At 38.9% G+C, this 16,385-nt stretch carries 13 protein-coding genes; 7 read left to right on the top strand and 6 right to left on the bottom strand.

What is annotated here, in order from left to right:
• Positions 1-43: 43 nt before the first annotated feature.
• Together UABAM_RS05220 and UABAM_RS05215 are read right to left on the bottom strand one after the other, a co-directional pair.
• A complete protein-coding gene (locus UABAM_RS05220; protein WP_151966946.1) occupies positions 44-457 on the bottom strand; it encodes a hypothetical protein in 414 nt (137 codons plus the stop codon).
• A gap of 40 nt (positions 458-497) precedes the next feature.
• Complete coding sequence (locus tag UABAM_RS05215; RefSeq protein WP_151966945.1) at positions 498-3,869, bottom strand: DUF4062 domain-containing protein; 3,372 nt, start codon at positions 3,867-3,869, stop codon at positions 498-500.
• Between the two features lie 514 nt (positions 3,870-4,383).
• On the opposite strand from UABAM_RS05215, the gene panB reads away from it, so the two are divergent.
• Genes panB through UABAM_RS05195 form a run of 4 tightly spaced genes read left to right on the top strand, consistent with a single transcriptional unit; the run spans position 4,384 to position 8,236 of the window.
• Positions 4,384-5,172, top strand: coding sequence for a 3-methyl-2-oxobutanoate hydroxymethyltransferase (panB, locus tag UABAM_RS05210; protein WP_151966944.1), 789 nt, complete (start codon positions 4,384-4,386; stop codon positions 5,170-5,172).
• Positions 5,169-5,939, top strand: a complete 771-nt coding sequence (gene panC, locus UABAM_RS05205; protein ID WP_151966943.1) for a pantoate--beta-alanine ligase — start codon at positions 5,169-5,171, stop codon at positions 5,937-5,939. The genes panB and panC overlap by 4 nt, the downstream gene beginning before the upstream one ends.
• On the top strand, positions 5,923-6,693 hold the full coding sequence (locus UABAM_RS05200; RefSeq protein WP_151966942.1) for a type III pantothenate kinase: 771 nt from the start codon (positions 5,923-5,925) through the stop codon (positions 6,691-6,693). Before panC ends, UABAM_RS05200 begins: the two co-directional genes overlap by 17 nt.
• A 7-nt stretch (positions 6,694-6,700) precedes the next feature.
• Entirely contained in the window at positions 6,701-8,236 is a 1,536-nt protein-coding gene (locus UABAM_RS05195; protein ID WP_151966941.1) for an aminotransferase class V-fold PLP-dependent enzyme, read from the top strand.
• A 76-nt stretch (positions 8,237-8,312) separates the two neighbouring features.
• On the opposite strand, the gene UABAM_RS05190 is transcribed toward UABAM_RS05195, so the two are convergent.
• Positions 8,313-9,254 (bottom strand): alpha-ketoglutarate-dependent dioxygenase AlkB, encoded by a 942-nt coding sequence (locus UABAM_RS05190; RefSeq protein WP_151966940.1) that lies wholly within the window; start codon positions 9,252-9,254, stop codon positions 8,313-8,315.
• 128 nt (positions 9,255-9,382) lie between these two features.
• On the opposite strand from UABAM_RS05190, the gene UABAM_RS05185 reads away from it, so the two are divergent.
• Positions 9,383-10,501 carry a hypothetical protein gene (locus tag UABAM_RS05185; protein WP_151966939.1) on the top strand — a complete coding sequence of 373 codons (1,119 nt, stop codon included), beginning with the start codon at positions 9,383-9,385 and terminating at the stop codon, positions 10,499-10,501.
• 234 nt (positions 10,502-10,735) lie between these two features.
• Here UABAM_RS05185 and UABAM_RS05180 read toward each other — a convergent pair whose 3' ends face one another.
• Positions 10,736-13,549, bottom strand: coding sequence for an alkaline phosphatase family protein (locus tag UABAM_RS05180; protein WP_173013143.1), 2,814 nt, complete (start codon positions 13,547-13,549; stop codon positions 10,736-10,738).
• A 119-nt stretch (positions 13,550-13,668) separates the two neighbouring features.
• Here UABAM_RS05180 and UABAM_RS05175 point away from each other — a divergent pair, with 119 nt between their 5' ends.
• Positions 13,669-13,863, top strand: coding sequence for a hypothetical protein (locus tag UABAM_RS05175; RefSeq protein ID WP_151966937.1), 195 nt, complete (start codon positions 13,669-13,671; stop codon positions 13,861-13,863).
• 15 nt (positions 13,864-13,878) lie between these two features.
• Entirely contained in the window at positions 13,879-14,466 is a 588-nt protein-coding gene (locus tag UABAM_RS05170; protein WP_151966936.1) for a DUF1990 family protein, read from the top strand.
• A 64-nt stretch (positions 14,467-14,530) separates the two neighbouring features.
• Here the strand turns inward: UABAM_RS05170 and UABAM_RS05165 are convergent, their stop codons facing one another.
• Both UABAM_RS05165 and UABAM_RS05160 read right to left on the bottom strand, forming a co-directional pair.
• On the bottom strand, positions 14,531-14,833 hold the full coding sequence (locus tag UABAM_RS05165) for a hypothetical protein (protein WP_151966935.1): 303 nt from the start codon (positions 14,831-14,833) through the stop codon (positions 14,531-14,533).
• Entirely contained in the window at positions 14,833-16,101 is a 1,269-nt protein-coding gene (locus UABAM_RS05160) for an NPCBM/NEW2 domain-containing protein (RefSeq protein ID WP_151966934.1), read from the bottom strand. The genes UABAM_RS05165 and UABAM_RS05160 overlap by 1 nt, the downstream gene beginning before the upstream one ends.
• Positions 16,102-16,385 lie beyond the last annotated feature (284 nt).

Genomic DNA, 16,385 nt, shown 5'->3' with positions numbered 1-16,385 from the left:
AATAACACGTAGAACATTCTGTCTCAATAAAGCTAGAGTAAAATTATTTCTTCGATAGCTGCCAAAAATGCAGGCCCAGACACATTGTCCACATGATGGTTCTTGGCCAATTGGTAAGTACTAGTTTGCGAATCACCTCTTGATCATAGCCGTTGTTGTGTAAACTATTATGACAAGGTACAGACAACAAAAATGTTGTCAACCACACGCCGACAATTAACCCCAAAATCACATAATTCCATGTGTTGTGTAACATGCATAATGCCAAAAAAACTTGCGCGAACATCAGTGGAACGACAAACAATGAGATTAATCCCGTGTAGCGATTGTGCCACATCACAAATTGCTCATGGTCGCAATAGGCAAACGACGGATAAATAATCAATTGCACTAACCAAATCAATATAAACAGCATGGCATTGATAACGACAAAATAAAAATCTAAGTTGTAAATCATCGAGCGTACCTCTCTAAATTGTAAATCATCATACATAACTCTACTTCGCGATCAGTTCTAAAATATAAACGTAGTCACCAAAGTATCCGGCAATGATACTTTCATGTGGTGCGATTTTGAATTGCTTTACTTTTGCCGGAAAGTGTAAGGCGCTTTTGATATGGCGCGCTTTCACAACGAGTTCTTCCCCTTCTTGTTCAACAAGTAAGCGAGAATTTCCTTTGGGGCTTTGCAATGTTCTGTATAGACCGTGTTGTACACGCAAACAGTTACCTGTTTTTGCTGACCAAATGCAAATGCGTTTGTCTGCTGCCCCCGTGGAAATTTCTTCACCGCTTTCCGTAAAGTCTAAATTCGAAATGAGTCCTTCATGGCCGCGCATCATGTATACTGCTCCCGGTTGTGTAGACCATATACGTACAGTACCTTCAACACCAGTGGTGGCTAAATTTGTACCGCGGCTATTTATGGCTATACTGCGAATCTCCGTTTCGTGAGCTTTTATTTTCGAAATACAATTGGCAAAGGGAAGCTCCCATGTACATAACATTCGATCCCAAGAAACGGAATACAAATATTTACCATTAGGATGTATGGCTAAGCCAGAAATAAGCTCTTTGTGTGCCTCAATTTTCCGTAGGCACTGCCGTGAAGTGATGGACCAAATGCGTATCGTGTGGTCTGTGCCTGCCGAAATAATTTGCTGGCCATTGGGAGTAAAAACCAGTGCATGAACGTCTCCTTTGTGTCCTTTTAGAGTAAACTCTAAGTTTTGTGTCTCCACATCCCAAATACAAATGTTTCCTGTTTTATGTGCCGTCGCCAGATACTTACCATCAGGGCTAAAAAGTACTTTCCACGCGTATCCTTCCTTGGATACAAACGACTCCAGTAATTCTCCTTTGGGACTCCATAAATGAATTTCGCCGTCGTAAGCAGCACTCACGAGCTGGCTGTGCTGTGGATGGAAAGCAATGGAAGTGATGGGAAGAGTATGTCCAGAACAAGTAGCGATAGTTTTTCGTAGGGAGGTAGACCACAAATAAATATTGTTATCACTTCCTCCGGAAGCAAATATATCTTCGTTTGCCGCAGCAGCAACACAATTAACTTTTTTACCGTGTTTTGTCGAACGGAATAGAACCTCTCCTGTCGATACAGACCATAAATATACTTCACGATCTTCTCCCGCAGAAATTACCTGGGACCCTTGGGCATTGAATGTCACGTCACTCACTTTACGTGTGTGACCGTAAAGGATTTTTTGTAGTGGAGAATTTAATCCCGGAGGTAAAGGTCGCTTGCTACGTATCCATGAAAAGTGCCTTTGCGATTCCTTCGCTTTACGCCAATATTCCGCTAAATGATAGATACATTTTTCATCATCACGATGCCAGGGAAGTGATCCGGCTTTGAAGGCGTCCTTCACATGGTGTTTTGCGGTAATAGGACAGTCATGCCAGTAACATCGATTCCACAAACATTGAAAAAGTTGTTGCGGATAGCGACGGATGAATTGTAAGTCAAGATTAATAGCGCGAGCAATAAGTCGTATTATTTCTTTATTTATTTTGCCATTTCCCCAACAAGAAATATCTAAATTTTCATCAAGAGGAACCGTTTGGTTGTAAAGCGCACGTTCAAAGTCTTCTAGCAAACTGTTTAGCAAAATATTGTTGCCACATTTGGCTTCAAGAAATTTTAAATCACTAAGCGTTTTCAAAAGCGTATCGTATTTTTCGGCCCATTGTAGTTGGTAAGGTAACTCAAAGAGAGAACGCTCATACTCATACGTTTGTTGTAAAAGGTAATGTGAAAAACGATTGTGCGCCCAACGCATTCCCGCTTTACCAAGAAACATTTTTACTGTTCTTTCGAATTCAGGGTGGAAAAAATTCAAAAGACCTTCGCGCTTCACAATAAAATTGTCAAGAGATTTATGAATGCGAATCATGAAATCGTCGGATATAGACCGTTGATGTTCTTCTAACATAATTTGTTCTAGCTCAATTTCGGCAATACCACCACGTCCAGAAGCAATCAACCCCAGGTAATTCTCAATGGCCTTCTCTCCGTATGACTGTTGCAAACGTTTGAGTATTTGATGAAATAAACCATCCACGGTTTCTGCTAACTGTGCAATAGCAGTTCCGCCCGCAGTCATTTCATCAAGTGCCACCTTTAAAAATAATGGATTTCCCGTAGCTCTTTTCAGTAAAATATCTTTTTCTGTAGGGGTAAGCGAAATGTTGCGTTCACGCTGATAATTATCGATGATTTCTAAAATTTCTTGGTCCTGTAGTGTCGGTAAGTCTAACTGCTCCACTTGTGGATAGCTTTTTAGTTTTTCCCAAGCTCCCACAGCGCGTGTGGTAATCACCATACGTATATTATGTGGTAGATTTTCAGGAAGCCACGATAACTCGTCTTCTTCCATTTCATCAAGACCATCGATCGCAATGACGACGTGCCGCTTTGTATTCATCAAACCACTACGTAAAAAGTAAATCATTTCCTCTGTGGTCGTTTGTGATTTTTCTTCTAGTATGTTTAGTCTAATGAGTTGCTGAGTAAGACTATGGACGATACCACTGACACTACGACTGTCTCCCGCCATACTCATATAATGAGCCGCAATAGGTATTTGCATATTTTTGCGCCAGCGACAAATAAAGTTGGCCAGCAGGGCGGACTTTCCTGTTCCCGCAACCGCGTTTACCGCAAGGTAGTTTTTTTCGTTTTGTTTTTCGCAAAAATCTTCGAGTTTATTCAGATATGATACGCGACCGACGAAACCCTTGTTTTTTTCATTGATAATTTCTTGCAGTGCGCTCTCACGATCAACAACGCCAGTTTCGACTTGTTTACCAGGGCGAAAATCGCTATCGATGATTGTTTGTAGTTCTTTATGCATATGCTGTAAAACGCTTTGTGAGTCTTTGTAACTAAAAACTTTTTCATTGCGTAAGTCATCTTTGAGTTTTTGTAGTGACTCTAAATCTTCAGGGGCTTCACTCGCAAGTTGTTCCTCGTTGTACTGTTGCAAGTCACCAAAGCAAAAAAAGCGTTTACTTGGAGGTATTACCTCTAGGGCTTTGCGAATTTCCATTTCGGTAATGGATAATTTTTGGTTATTGGGTTTGCCTTCTGCTGTATGTGGAGGTCGCCATCCATAACGATATCCTAAAATGCCGATAAAGTAATCGCACTCTTCGACCATGTCCAAACACCAATTTACCAAGTCTTTCTCACTTCGCTCGCGCCACCTTAAGTCGTAGGGAATAAGTTGCAATTTTCGTGAAAATATAGAACGTTGTATTTCGGCAAACACTTTTGCAAGTTGATCGCGTTCCAATTCGAGATCCTTAAACGTCGAGCTGACAAAGACTTTCAAAGTTTTCCATGGTTGCATGGTATTTCCTTTTGTATATGGTTATTTGATTCTTATTTATCGCAAGCCTCATCTAACTGAGATTAGTGTTTGTTGTGAGTTTATAGAAAAAGACATGCTAATATTTATTTCTCATTTAAACGTACAAAAAAAGTGAGTGTTTGTTTATATCTAAATTCTTTCAATGAGTAACTTTGATGCTGTATATGGATTTTTGATTTTAGAGGTCTCATTGACAAATAAATGTTTTTAATGTATTATTTGAGTACGAGTTGATCTCTTAGAGACGGCTACGTAGTAAAAACCCAAAAACAAAAAACAATTAGGACTTGATCCAGAAAGGACAGGTACCATGTTCAATATAATCATACAAAACTACACATCACAAACCAACATATATTCTTCTTACAATTATCTACACTTTTTTTCCCAAACTAACATACGCGTTTTTTTATCGATGCGATAAAAAGCCATACATTTTAGATAAATACCGTTATGTTAATTTGTATTCAATTTTATTGAGCGAGGAAAAAGTATGGATAGTATCTATGACTTTGGCAAAGCCAAACAAAAAAATCGTAAAATCTCCATGGTAACTTGCTATGACTTTTGGAGTGCTAAAATTATTGACGCATCGCAAATCGACTGTGTTTTAGTTGGAGACAGTTTGGCGATGGTTATGCACGGTTTCGAATCTACATTACATGCCACAACAGAGATGATGGCTTTACATGCAAGTGCTGTTTGCCGTGGAACATCTAAGTTTGTTGTTGTTGATATGCCTTTTCTTTCTTACCGTAAGGGCGTTGCTCAGGCAATAGACCATGTACAAACTCTCATGCACAGTGGAGCAAAAGCCATCAAATTGGAAGGTGTTACCGGACATGAAGACGTAATACAACATATTGTTCACTCTGGTGTACCGGTCATGGGTCATATTGGCCTTACTCCACAATCCATTCACCAAATAGGTGGTTTTCGCGTCCAAGGTAAAAATGAGGAAAGTGCAAAAATATTGCTACAAGAAGCGCAAACATTGGAAGAGCTGGGGTGCTTTGCTATTGTCCTGGAGTGCGTTCCTTCTCATGTTGCCGATGAGATTACCAAAAAACTACAAATTCCGACAATTGGAATTGGTGCAGGAATCGAAACCGATGGCCAAGTACTGGTTTTACAGGATCTTCTGGGAATGGATGACCAATTTCGTCCTAAATTTTTGAAACATTACTTGGCAGGGAAAACACATTTGTCATCTGCCCTCAATCAGTTTGATACAGAAGTAAAGGAACGAATATTCCCTAGTAAAAAGGAGAGTTATTCGTGAAAATCATTACCTCTATTGAGCAGTGGAAAGCCGTACGCAAAAACGGTGATATTGGCTTTGTGCCAACAATGGGTGCTTTACATCGCGGCCATATATCGCTTGTAGAAAGAGCACGCCACGAAAATTCCACATGTGTTGTGAGTATTTTCGTCAATCCAACACAATTCAATGATAAAGCGGATTTCAATACATACCCCCAAACCTGGGAGGAAGATATTGCCAAATTAGAAAAGGCAGATATTGACTACGTGTTTTCTCCAAAATATGAAGAACTTTATCGCGATAATTATCGTTATAAAGTGGCTGAAAATGAAATGTCCTCTGTGTTATGTGGGGAAAGTCGTCCAGGACATTTCGATGGGGTACTCACCGTTGTGATGAAGCTGCTAAACATTGTGTGCCCTACACGTGCATACTTCGGGAAAAAAGATTACCAACAATATATGCTCATTTGCGATATGGTGGAGGCCTTTTTTATGAATATCGAAATCGTTGGTTGCGAAATTATTCGCGAAGAGGATGGCCTGGCGATGAGTTCGCGCAATTTGTTACTTTCCAATGAACAACGAGTGATAGCGCCACAGTTACACCAAATTATTTGTAAAGCGACTAGCACCGAAGAAGCAAAGCACATGCTGACGAAATCAGGTTTTCGCGTTGATTATGTTGTCGAACTTTGGCAACGCCGATTTGCCGCTGCTTTTTTGGGAAATGTACGCCTAATTGACAATATTCCTTTAGGAGAACAACATGATTCTAGTTCTTGATGTTGGTAACACGCAAATACATGGAGGAGTTTTTGTCAAAGACGAGCTACGTTTACAGTTTCGTACGGGGACAAAAGAAGGACTCACCTCCGACGATTTAGGAGTTTTTCTGCGTCAGGTACTGCGCGAAAATAGTTTTCAAACAAAAGAATTGCAAAAAATAGCCATATGCTCCGTTGTGCCAGACTTAACACATTCTATCCGCAACTGTACATTGAAGTACTTTGCGATGGAACCATTTTTTCTACAAGCAGGTGTTAAGACAGGACTTAAAATCAAATACCGCAATCCCATTGAAGTGGGAGCGGATCGTATAGCAAATGCCATTGCAGCAACAACTTTATATCCCAAACAAGATATTGTCATTGTCGATTTTGGTACAGCGACAACCGTATGTGCCATCTCACAAAAAAAAGAATATCTTGGGGGCATTATTCTACCTGGGCTGCGCATTGCAATGGAGATGCTGGACCTCAAAACGGCAAAATTGCCCAAAGTACAAATTCTAAAACCCAAAGAACTCGTAGGACGTTCTACAGAAGAGAGTATACAATCAGGCCTTTACTATGGATATCTAGCGATGGCCACACAACTAACATCCGAAATAAAACGCGATTACTTTGCGGGCAACGATGTGGTTATTATTGGTACAGGGGGATTCGCTCGCCTTTACGAAAATGAAAAAGTCTTCGATGATTTTGTCCCCACACTCTCTTTACAAGGGCTCAAAATCGCATTGTCTTTAAACAGTTGAGGTAAATATGGAGAATACAATAAAAAAACTTTTCTCTTCCACGTTTACCTATGATATACCTAAGGACCAAGTGACACGGAAGAGTATTGTCGATATAAATGGCGGTGAAATAGAAGATATCTCAGAAAATGCCATGGGGTTTTCTGAATATTGGCAAAAATTACAACAGGATATTGTTCCTAGAACTGTCGAGGTAACAAATCCCAAGTTTATTGGACATATGACCTCGTCGCTTCCAAGTTTTTTTGGCGAAATATCTAAGCTGATTACCAGCCTTAACCAGAACGTAGTTAAGACGGAAACATCTCATATTTTAACTTTTATTGAACGAAAGTGTCTCGAATATATCCATCGTTGTGTATACGGCGATACGGAATATCCATTAGCAGCACGATGTGGAAATCACATGTTGGGTACCATTACTTCCAATGGTTCACTATCGAATACCATGGCGATGTGGATCGCACGTAACCGTGCTCTTGATAGCGAACACTTTTCTTGCGCTGAAGATGGAATGAGTGCATGTCTCTTAGAAAAAAAATATCGCAAAGCGGTGATTATATGCTCTTCTCTTGCCCATTATTCCGTCAAGAAAATAGCTTCGTTAATTGGAATAGGTACCAACAACATTATCTCTATAGATGTCGATAGCAATGGGCGTATGCCCACAGACATACTCAAAAAACAAATATTGCAGTGTAAAAAAAATAATATTTGTATTATTTCTATTTGGGGCATTGCCGGCACAACAGAGCTAGGGTCAATTGATCCTATCGATGAGATGGCGGAGATTGCACAGCAACACAATGTGCATTTTCACGTGGACGCTGCCTGGGGCGGAGTTTTGGCGTTGACAAAATATAAAATGCTTTTGCGCGGTGTGGAAAAAGCCGACACCGTCACAATTTGTGGGCACAAACAATTCTATTTACCACAGGGAATTTCGATGATGTTGGCAAAGAAAACACAGTATATGAACTTTATTGAAACCCAAGCGAAATACCAAGCGCGTTCCAATTCGTTTGATCTCGGCCGTTGGACATTAGAAGGTTCGCGTCCTGCCAATTCATTGTTCTTACACGCAGCACTCAATTGCATTGGTCCCAAGGGGTACGAGAGTTTGTTGCAACACAGTTTTTCTTTGTGCGATTATTTTGTCGATAAAATTGAGTCGACCCCAGAATTTGAACTCATTCTTCCACCGCAAATGAACATTGTAACCTATCGTTATATCCCGACAACACTACGCAACAAGGAATTTTACAATGATGCCCAACAGCAGTTCATCAACTCCATCAACAGTTCTTTGCAGAAAAAGCAATGGGAACAAGGTTCTTCTTTCATTTCAAAAACAACGGTAAATTTACCTCAGTATAACTTTGGCGACACGGTTATCTTACGTGCCGCGATTATCAATCCTCTCACAACCACATCACATTTAAAATCTATTTTAGCAGAACAACGTAAGATTGCTTTATCCCTGGAAAATGAAATTTTGCAACCTTCAACCCCTCAGGCGTATTCACCTAAAGCATTGATTTGAAATGACTTTTGTGACCTTCAGCATGAAGGTCACAAAATCTACACACATTTCCAAGTGCATTATCGAAGTTCTTTTTCTACAAGATAAAATCTCGTAACTGCTCTATGGTTGCCACAAAATTTTCATATTTGTAGGCCGTTATGTTTATTAGGTGATTTTTAGGACTGTGGATACAAATATTTTTTTGTGGATTAATAAAATACAAATTTTCGTGATGAAATTCTCGTATCATATTCAACACAATGTTTATATTGGCATCTCTTCTCACATATAAAAAATCTTTGTCGCGAGAATACCATTCACCGCTAGAGAATGGTAACTTTTGAGAAAAAACACCTACGGTATACACTATCCGATCTTGAGGAAGCAGACTTGATAAAATGTCCTCTAGCGAATTTCTATGTATCAAACGTGTTGCAGAAAATGGCTTCCACTCTGCGGTACGTAGTGTAATCGCAACACGTCTGTCGCGAACTATTTCCCTGTCTTCAATTACTTCGACTTCACTTTTCTTTATACCGTGACTCCATTTGTACCTGGCAATATCCTTCATCGCCACCATACTACCTGGTTCTAGTACTATGGCCACTTTCTCTTTTGTTTCTTTATTTTTAAACGTCATAAAACACTGTGAAACTAAACTAAGCGACACGATTTCTTCACCAAAACAAGCAATTGTATCGACATGTTCACCAATGCCTTGCCCCGATAAATATTCATTAATTAAAGCTTGTTGCGGCATCTCTTTTACAATCTCATTATGATATAGATTTTCAGCGACATGATGTAACCACTCCGGAAATTTTCCCAAATATGTAAATGGATAAATCATTCCTGTTTTAAAAAAATATCGATATCCATAGTGTTGTGTTCTGCGATGCAAATCGTGAATCCATTGTTGATTATCAATTGTTGTAATAAGTTGCTGCTGCTGCGCTTCGTCGAGATAATTTGCAATATAATATAGTCCAGGTATTTTTTCCATGGCTTGTTGCGACGAGACGAGCTGGGTGTCCATTTTTGACCTTTCTACTTCAATGGTTTATTTTTTTGTATACAATTACTATAATACATAAATGTTTATTTTTCTTAAAAATCGATTTATTTGCCGATTTTTAGATTTTGTATTAAATAAGGGGAGTTCAGATGAGATTAGTACTATTGATATTAGTAATGCTACCATGCTTTGCCAATCAAAGTTATATTTATGTAGAAAAGAATGAGTGGGAGTTTTTGGCGGAAATATCTCGCGGAGAACAACAAGTTATTCTTGCCCAAGTGCGCATAAATGGCAAAAACGTTCATGATGCACAAGTATGGGTAAACGGAATACTTTTGCAAAAAAAACTTGCGTTAAACGCGCAGCCTTCATCAAAGCAATCGTTTTCTCAGTTACAACTTTCACTTCCATTGTATAACGTTGTCACGCGAGATTTAACCGCCGCGAATGTCGATGTTGTTGTGGAATATTTGGGCGAAACACGCGAATTTAAAAATATAATTCCTGTGCCGGCAGTGAAAGAGCAACAGCCGCAAGTGATCAAAGAAGAGCCCACTGCTGATCCACTGACTTTAGATTTTGAAGATATTGCCATTCCTCTAGGTGGCGGAATTAAAGTCATCCACATCAAAATCTACGATCTTACCCAGATCGAATATCATGGTATTGTACGTATTCGCGGTAAAACAAAGAAATACAATCCTTTTTGCCTATTTGCTGTAGGAAGTATTGATTATAGTGGAAAAGTGAGTGCCTTGGCGTACTACCATAGTTTCAAAGGTAACAGATATTTAGAAACGGCGGTTGAAATGGACGGTTATGCACCTGTCGTGCTCGTGCACACCGGTTTGCGCTACCGTTTTGCAAAGTATGCTTCCTCAAAAATTAAACGCGTTTTAGTAAACAAAGCGTCCGCACCTATAAAAAACGTGCGCCTCGCGTTGAGTTATCGTCTAAATGAAAAAAATTACAACCACACGATGAAAATAGGCGACTTCAAAAACATGGTGATTGATCTCAATACACATTATCCACACAATCCTGTTCTTGGTAGAACAACTCCTGCATTAGCAGAGACATTAGAAAAACAAGAACTAAAATTTCCCGAACGTGCCGAAGAGTTGCCGAAAATTACCATCATCAACACCAGCAATGATGTGGCGCAAGATATCAAAATACAAGTCCTCTATTCTTCGGGAAAAGGAAACCAAAGTAAAGATGTCGACTTTGATGTTGCGGGTAATGAAGAGGTTATCATTGAGTAGTAAAGGTTTAAAATTCAAGCGTTGCATCGAATTTTCGTGACCGTAATCGTGACCGTATTCGTTACCGTTCCCTCAAATACAGATGGATACTCTCTGCTTACCCAAACGCCGCGTGGAAAATTGAGACCAATAGAATACAAATAGGAAACGTTTGTCTATCCGAATTTGGGAGACGGACGGACCTTGTGTCCGCCCGTTCCCTCAAATACAGATGCATACTCTCTACTTAAGTTTCTATTTGCGTAGTTTGTCCCAAACCGAGTCAAATCCCCAACCATTTTCTCCTTTCCTCGCTTGCCGTGAAGTCAAAAACTCATAAATGGTCGGTGCTAGACATCCTCCGGGTTCCGAGGGTAAATATTGTGAGGCGTTTGTTGCGCCTCCCCAAAAACCAACAAAAGCATCTTTTTCGTGAAAGTGCTCTCCGGCATGTCTTCCAGGCACTTTGGTGTTATATCCTATTCCTTCTCGGGGAAATAAATTTATCGTTCCGGCAATATCCACATCGTAAAGATGAGCTACTTGTACTATGCTGTCTGGTTTCGTCGTGTAACTGGTTAATTCGCGCCATTCTTGTTCCGTGGCCCACGTTTCGCGATTATCTTTGTGTGGTTTCTCGCAACACTTCTCAAGTAGTTGTTTGTATCGTTGTTGTTGCGACGGTGAGAATTTTATTACGGGATTTATGCGGTTTACTTCGAGAAGATTTCCGGCGCTTGCTTCATAGTAAATTTTATCTTTATCGCGTATAATCTGTTCATCGAAACGTTTGCCACCTCGTTGTGCCACAAGGCGGATGTGTGCTTGTTGTGTGTCACTTGTACCTTCGCGTACAACTAGGTAGTCTAAGGTTTGTGGTAAACGTGAAACAATTTCATTTACAATGTCTATTTCGATACCGCTGATTGTTCTCCATTTGACTAAATCGCGATACAGGGGTTGCGTTTTCCAATCTTCTCCCTGATTTTTGAATAGATCAATCATAAAATTTCCTCCCGCCGTGGAGGCTAGAATTACATCGAAATTTTTATTCGTTGAAGGGGAAATGTTATGGTTAATTTTTGGGCCTTCTCCCTCATCAGAAGAAAGCTTTTTTACGCGAATGGATGTCTGTAAATCACTGGCGAGTTTCTCAAAAACTTCCTTTTCGGGATTTAAGAAGTAGAATACAGGTGTAAGACCATGATCTCCGGCCATTGCAAACAACGTACGCTCGTATATCCCCAAATCCTTGTAAACATCTGAAATCTTTCCCAGCCAATAATCGAGTCGATTGAGTTCTCCGGTCATCGAAAGAATCTCATCGCTAAACGGTCCCACAAAATGTGCGAAATGGTCTGGCCACGGATTGTAGTAGAGTGCGTATTGTGGGATACCTTCATCATTTTTTGTTGCAAGTGTTAACAATAAACGCCGCAGATCACTTTTAAGACCATATTGCTTTAAAACGTTTATTTGCAATTGTTTTTTCAACTTACGTATACTTTCAATAATTGTGGTGCGTATTTTTCGAAGTTCGCGCTCTGCTTCGGCGCGTTTTTGTAAATCCCCCAAAAGCAATACTTCCCCAAAATCGCGATCAATCTCGCCTTTTGCAAGATTTACGAATGAGTCATAAGAGGTTTGTGTCCACCAATCATATTGAGCATAATAATTTATGTTATTCAAAGAACTTAGACGTTGAAACATCGTTTGCAGACCGTTGTCACTGGTAATTTTTTCCAGTAGCAAAGCATCGTTGCCATAAAAGTAGTATCCGCGGTCTATCTTACGATCGACAAAATGAAAGTTGGGCATTCCCGTTGCTTTTTTGCCCGCAACCTCTGCGCCCGTTTTAACCATAGGAAGGTTGCGAACGCTAATGGTTGGTGTTGTTGCTAGCCCTTGGAGTGAAATGGTTTTTTCTTTATACAGCGAACGAAAAAATGGTAAATAGCGTGGTTCACTAAAATCTTTTTTGGCAATATGATATAAAAATTTAAAATTTTGTTCTGTGGTGATTGGTTGCAAATTTTCTTGAGGGTATTTGTATTGTTGTTGATTTTTGTGCATGTCATACAACGATTGAATAAATGGGTTTTGCGATGAATGAGCTTCGACCAGACTTTTCATCAGTAGTCCCTGTAAACCATCCACAACAATGTGCATCGCGTAGCGCTTATTCGTATTCTCGTTTTGCAAAAATTGAATCAACGCACCGTCTGTGGACGACTTCATTTCTTCGGTCAATGCTTGAGTCAACCACTTATGAAAACGCTCTTTACGATGATATTTCTGTGTAAACATCCGGTAGTTTTTCAGTACCATCATCCGTAGTAAATCTATCACCGAAATTGTCAATGCTTCGCGTTTATTTTTATGACGAAGAATACTCAGTACCAATTCTTTGTATTCCCCCTCCTCCATAGCATTTGCGACCTTAGTCAATAAATCAATAATAAACGTTTGCGTACGCGTAATTAATTTTTGATCTTTCTTGGTGAGATATGAGTATGTACTCTGTAATTTTTCATCGATGATACTTTCATTTTGCAAAAATATACTGTCGTATATTTGTAATCCTTTTACGATAAGCTCTGTCTGTGTGAGTGTATTTTTTTTCTCTTCTTTTTCTTCTTTCTCTCCTTGATGAGCAACTTCTGTAGTAGAAGCACTACCAACTATTTTGTCAAACTCATATTGTTTCGCGTACTGCGAAAATTTTTGGATATCATTTTGTGATGTATATTGATCTTTTAGAAATAATATAAACGCCAAAAGCTTTGCGGAATACCGCGGATTGCGCAAGCGTGTGACGATACGCGTTACAACATCTTTTTTTAGTGGTAACGTACGAACATATGCTTCTATACCCATCGCCGTAATCATATCGCGAACAAACTCATAGGGAACATCCAGTAAATATTGCGTACCTTCGTATATATCTGAAGTCAGTGAAAAACTACTGTGAGTAATCGCTCCAACAACGGGCATTTCATTCATTGTGTTTTTCACGTTGTGGTAACAGCCACCCAACAGTAAAAAAACTATCATCAGTATTTTTTGCATTTTTTTTCCATTCGTAGTTATTTTAGCAAACATTTTTGATAGAAATACGTACTCCTATACATAATCCTAATTTTTTAATCGCAATACTAAACATTTCATATTAACTAAGGAAGAAAATTATGTTTCATAAGTTTATTATCGCAATACTAATATTCATAAGTGGACTATTCTTACTTAACGAGAAAAAACGTTTTGATCAGGCACAGAATGCCAAAAATCATCAAGTCTATTCATTGATTTCCAAAAAAGATCAAGGTCATGTTATTGTAGGAAATTACTATGTAGACGAATATGGAGAGGTTGTGTGGCTGTAATCTCACAAAATAAAAATGTTACATATACTACGCCCTAGTGCGAAAAAAATGCCAAAACTTATTGAAGAATGGCGCAGTAAACCACTTACCTATACAGAGATTGGTTGCACGCGTTTTGAGCAAGTACCTCCCGGTTACAACAAAGACAAGCATCGTATATTGTTGGGCAAGGGAGAAAGTACATTTGACAAAGCAAAGTGCGCGATACAAAATTGGAAGATGTACGATTTAGGATGGATGGATGTACACCGGCCTGTTGCTCCTATACAAGAAGGAGAGGTTAGCGTTACATTTATTAAGCTATTCGGTATATGGTTTAGCGCCATTCCATGTCGTATTGTTTACACCATAGACGAAACTAACAACAACAAAAGTCTATTTGGATTTGGTTTTGGCACCGTACAAGACCACCCAGAAATAGGTGAAGAAAAATTTCTCATAGAGTGGGATCATAATAGCGATAGTGTTTACTACGAGGTTTGTGCCATTTCTCGATCGGGCCATTTTTTGACAAAGTGTGGTTACCCAGTAATGCGTTGTTTACAAAAACGTTTTTTTCGTGATACTCTTCAATCAATATTGCGCAATAGCAAAGTGGATTAGTGCTCTATTTCGATCTCGAATCCGATCCCGCTCACGACTTTTCGGGATCAGGATCGGTTCAGGATCAGTAAAAAATCCACCATGATAAATACAAAAGACTAGTTCCAAGCAAAACCACATTTGCAACAACAACTGCCAGCTTTTTGTTTTTGCGTAAACTATGAAATACCACAAAAAAGACCAACAAATACAACAATCCATTACAGATATCCAACAACCACGATAAAATTCGTATCACAAGGTAGTCGCTAGACATGAAAGTATTCGTTAGATAGAAAAACACCCCTTGTATCGCTAAAAAAATACATGCGAGCATGATTCCCGAAATAAAACCGGTGATGAGTTGTATCCATTTTTCTACTGTCATTAGCGCACCAGTATGGCATCTCCCCAATTCGCATAGTCATTTACGTGTGCATTGTCACCAAAATCGACAACGAGAGTCATGCTATTCTTATTGGCAACATTCAGGTCAATGGATATTGGTTTTGAAAAGTGATACACTATATTGCTCTGGTAAGCGGTTTTTCCATCGAGAAGAATACGGAATACCACGCTTCCCCCAAGAAAGTTACTCTGTTTTTTATAGCGTTCCGCAATTTCATCATCAACACCGGCATAACAACGGAATTTTTTAAATTTACCGTTTAGGCGTAGGTTAATTTCTGTTTTTGATATAACCCCTAAACCCTTGAAAAAACGTTGCCCACGAATGCGCAGTGGTTTACCACCATAACTTTGGTCGCGCTTGACCACGTTGTCTATTTTCATGTTTGGAAAATAGGGAACATATCTTGTTCGCAGTTTCTTTTCGGGTAGGTCCGAAACATAAACAAAACGTCCGTTTTTAAAAAACATAAAGCGTACTTTGCTAAGGGGAATACGTAAAGTGTCTTGCATGACCGTTTTTAGGGAAATAATACCACCATTGATGTCTTCAATGTTTCCAGAAAGGTTACTATTGTCAAACCCAACAATGTTCGTTGAAAATTCTTGTTTTTCTAAAGGCTCTAATGCCGCAAAACTTACTCTGTTTAGTTTGCTAAATAATTCTTTACGTTTTCCGAGTTGCTCGTGCTCAATTTCAACAAAGTCTTGACCAAATTGTTCAATAATGCCTCTCATGACGTCACCAGACTTGAAGTATAAAACGTCATTTTCTGAGGAGTTGGCAGGTCCTTGTGTTGCAGAACCGTCAAAGTAGATATCTTTTATATACATTAGGTCAATATCTTTGAATTCAAGTAGATTTGTCTGAACACCGATTGCTTGAGAGGAGCCGTCTGTAATTTTACCGTAAAGTACAGACGAATCACTCAATACTATTTTTTCAGTACCGTTGACTTTTGTCAAACTAGCGGTGTTCTCTATTTTTATAATATCTTGGCAAAAAATATTCACCACTTGGTTACCCGTGGTAGAGAAAGATATTTGTTGTCTATTTTTATCAAACTTTATAATATTTCCTGTATAGGTTTTGTTGCCCAAGGTAGAAATTTCAAAATTGGCATTTAGTTGTACAATGCACAAGCACGACATGACAAAAAATAGTGTATACTTCATCGTTTTTATAGCGAGGGATTGTAATGTATGATATTGCCTATTCTGTAGAGAAAGAACATCTAGGTCCCTCATCTCCCTTCTGAGATTCAATAATATTTGGCGCGAACGAAATTAAGTATCGCTTTGTTTTGCATTTTAAACTTGACAAATTGTTTGAGATTCCTATAGTACCATACTTAAATGGAATTTTCTTACCAAAAAACATTATTTACATTTATGATTAAGAATGTTATAGTATAGTATGCTAAAGCTATCTTTGAATTAAGATCATATTATCTTCTTAAACTTTTACTTATGTAAACATTCTTTTCAAGTAAAGTCTAAAATATTTTGATATTGGATTGTATATCTGTACA

The sequence above is a fragment of the Candidatus Uabimicrobium amorphum genome (assembly GCF_009002475.1).
GTDB lineage: Bacteria > Planctomycetota > Uabimicrobiia > Uabimicrobiales > Uabimicrobiaceae > Uabimicrobium > Uabimicrobium amorphum.
This window is presented reverse-complemented; position numbering and strand designations above follow the sequence as displayed.